Annotated in this window: 3 protein-coding genes; 2 read left to right on the top strand and 1 reads right to left on the bottom strand. The window is 70.4% G+C overall.

The genetic code is table 11. The annotated features are described in order from the left end of the window. On the bottom strand, nt 1-280 hold a 280-nt coding region (locus tag RWR81_RS12985; protein WP_314458136.1), incomplete at its 3' end, for a winged helix-turn-helix domain-containing protein. 125 nt (nt 281-405) lie between these two features. Here RWR81_RS12985 and RWR81_RS12980 point away from each other — a divergent pair. Both RWR81_RS12980 and RWR81_RS12975 read left to right on the top strand, forming a co-directional pair. Then, nucleotides 406-1,938 carry an MFS transporter gene (locus RWR81_RS12980; RefSeq protein WP_314458135.1) on the top strand — a complete coding sequence of 511 codons (1,533 nt, stop codon included), beginning with the start codon at nt 406-408 and terminating at the stop codon, nt 1,936-1,938. After that, on the top strand, nt 1,935-3,450 hold a 1,516-nt coding region (locus RWR81_RS12975), incomplete at its 3' end, for an IS1634 family transposase (protein ID WP_314458134.1). The genes RWR81_RS12980 and RWR81_RS12975, both read left to right, overlap by 4 nt.

Here is a 3,450-nt window from a genome sequence, read left to right as displayed (position 1 = left end):
CCTCGATGACCCGAGCCGCCTCGGGCCCCGCCAGCATGACGTAGCAGTGCCGCCCCTGGCGGACCTTGGCGGCGAGACCGCGCGCCGCCAGCACATTGACATGCTCACTGGCCGTCGACCGCGCAACCCCGGCGTACGAGCCGAGCTCGCCCACCGTCCAGGCCCGACCGTCCATGAGCGCCGCGCACATGGCCGCCCGCGACGGATCGGCGAGCGCCGCCGCCGCGCCGGTGATGTCGGGGACCGCCTCGGGGAAGAGGCGCTCTGGCAACCGTGACATGCGGCCAGTATGCGCCCGCGTCGGTTCGGTCTGAACCGAACGAGGGCCGCTCTAGCCTGCCGGTGACCGGCAGCGACGGAGCGACTGTCCGCGGCTGGCGGAACAGACGGGAAAGGAGCTGCCTCGTGAGTGGATGCCTACGACGCGGCGCGCTCATTGCGGCGCTGCTCGGATTCTTCATCGTCATGCTCGACACGACGGTCGTCAACGTGGCGTTGTCTCGGATCGGCGCGGACCTGGGCGCCCCGGTCGCCTCCTTGCAGTGGGTCGTCGACGCATACTCCCTCACCTTCGCCACCCTTCAGCTGTCGGCGGGGACGGCCTGCGACCGGATCGGGGCCAGAGGCGTCCACCTGCTCGGTCTGGCGGTCTTCGGTCTGCTCTCGGCGGCCTGCGCCCTGGCCCCCGCCGGCGGGTGGCTCATCGCGTTCCGGGCGCTGCAAGGGGTCGGCGCCGCCGCTATCGTCCCGGCCTCCCTGGCGATACTCTCCCTGATCCACGATCGCCCCGCAGACCGGGCCCGAGCCATCGGACTGTGGGGAGGAGCCGGCGGGATCGCCGCAGCTGTCGGCCCCGTGCTCGGGGGACTGCTCGTGACCTGGACCGGCTGGCGATTCGTGTTCTGGGTGAACCTGCCCCTCGTCGCGGTCGCTCTGTGGCTCACCGCCCACTGCCTGCCCGGGCTGACGGCGCGTCCAGCGCGACAGCGGGCAGGCGGTGACCTTCCCGGGCAGGCCCTGTCCGCCGCGGGGCTCGCCGCCGCCACCTACGGGATCATCGCCGCGGGTGAGCGCGGATGGAGCCCCGCCGTGATCCTCTCGATTCTTGCCGGTCTGTCCCTGCTGACGGTCTTCGTCCTGGTCGAGCGCGCCGCGAGCCGACCGATGCTGCCGATGGCGATGCTCTCCCGGCCGCGCTTCGCCGTGGCCGTCGCAGTCGGGTTCGCGCTCAACATCGGCTTCTTCGGTCAGCTCTTCGTCCTGGCCCTGTTCCTGCAGCGCTGCCTGGGCTACTCACCCTGGCTCGCAGGCCTGTCCCTGGTCCCGCAGGCGTGCAGCGCCGTCCTCGCCTCCCCTCTGGGGGGCAGGATGACGGCCAGGATCGGGGCGTTTCCGACGATGTTGACCGGGCTGCTCGCCGGGGCGGCCGGCTTCTGCGGACTTGTCCTCGTCACGACCTCGACGCCGTACCCGATCATTGCAGCACTGACCTTCCTGGGTGGATTCGGCACGGCACTGACCATGCCGGCCGCGACCTCGGCCGCCGTCGCCTCCGCGCCGGTGGGCTGCACCGGAGTCGCCGGAAGCATCATCAACGCGGCCCGGCAGACCGGCAGTGTCGTCGGCGTGGCGGTCCTCGGCAGCATGATCGCCGTGGGTGACGTTCTCGCCGGTTTCCACCGGGCGGTGGCGGTCGCGTCGGCCGTCTTCGCAATCGTCGCGGTCCCCGTCGCCGGCGTCGTCCTCAGTGGTGCTCACCCGGAGCCGCCCCGCGAACCACCGGAGGAGCCCGAGGCCGGGTCGGGGACGAAGACGGTGTTATACCTGAGTTGCACAGTTTGGGGTGGTTTCGTTTTCTGGGTGGGGTTTTTCGTTGGAATGGTGCCGGTGGGGTGGTCGTCGTGGGGCACTAAGCCGGCGGTAGGATTTGTTGGGTGAGCCCGTACCTGCGCAGGGTCAAGACCGCCTCGGGGGCTACGGCCGTGCAGGTCGTGGCCAAGGAGAACGGTGTGCGCCGGATCGTGGAGCACCTGGGATCGGCTCGTGACGAGGCTGAGCTGGCCGCGCTGATGCACCTGGGGCGCCAGCGGCTCCTGGCGGGCCAGCAGGTCCTGGACCTGGGACCTGCACTCGACGGCGGCGGCAAGGCGCCCGGGGACGGCGGTGCGGTGCGAGCACCGGAGATCACCTCCCGAAGGTCGGGCTGGCTGATCGAGGTCATCAAGACGGCCTACACCCGCCTGGGACTGGGCGAGGCCACCGGGGGTGACCGGGCCTTTGAGCAGATGGTCGCCGCCCGCCTGATCGAGCCGACCTCCAAGGCCGACACCCCCAGAGTCCTGTCCGAGATCGGCTGGCCGGGACCGGCCCACCGCAACACCCTGCAAGCCTGCCTGGCCCGGGCCCAGACGCGAGGCTACCGTGAGAGTCTCTCGCGGGCCCTGTTCGATCATGTCACCGCTACCAGGGGCCTGGCCTTGTGCCTGTACGACGTGACCACCCTGTACTTCGAGGCCGAGCGTGAGGACGATCTGCGCAAGGTCGGTTACTCCAAGGAGCGTCGGGTCGATCCCCAGGTCATCGTCGGCCTGCTGGTCGACCGGGCCGGCTTCCCCCTCCAGATAGGCTGCTGGGAGGGCAACAAGGCCGAGACCACCACGATCATCCCCGTCGTGGAGGCCTTCCAGGCCGCCCACGGCATCGAGGAGCTCGTCATCGTCGCCGACGCCGGCATGCTCTCAGCGGCCAACCTCAAGGCCCTGGACGAGGCCCGACTGCGGTTCATCGTCGGCGCCCGTCAGGTCCGCGCCCCCGGCGACCTGGAGGCCCACTTCCACTGGGAAGGCGACGCCTTCACCGACGGGCAGCTCATCGACACCATCACCCCCAAGAGAGGCTCCAGGAGCGAGCGGGACAAGAGCCTCAAGGCCGAGCCGGTGTGGGACCCGGGCACCCACCCGGGTTCGTGGCGGGCGGTGTGGTCCTACTCCAAGCGCCGCGCGGCCCGGGACAACCAGACCCTCACAGCTCAGGCCAACCGCGCTCGGGCCGTCATCGCCGGCGAGAAGCAGCCCAGACGCACCCGTTTCGTCACCGTCCACGCCGGTGACGCCGCCCTGGACGAGGCCTCCATCGCCCGGGCCCGTTCCCTGGTAGGGCTCAAGGGGTACGTCACCAACATCCCGTCCCGTCTGATGGACGCCGCCGAGGTGGTCTCCTCCTACCACGAGCTGTGGCACGTCGAGGCGTCCTTCCGGATGAGCAAGCACGACCTGCGAGCCCGTCCGGTCTTCCACCACGCCCGCGACGCCATCGAGGCCCACCTGACCATGGTCATGACCGCCCTGGCCGTGGCCCGCTACCTCCAGGACGCCACCGGGATGAGCATCAGACACGTCATCCGCGCCCTCAAGCCCCTCCAGGAGGTCACCATCAACCTCAACGGCCACC

The sequence above is a fragment of the uncultured Actinomyces sp. genome (assembly GCF_963526355.1).
In the GTDB taxonomy this organism is placed as follows: Bacteria; Actinomycetota; Actinomycetes; order Actinomycetales; family Actinomycetaceae; genus Actinomyces.
Note: the sequence above shows the minus strand (reverse complement) of the source record. Positions and strands in the feature narration are given on the sequence as shown.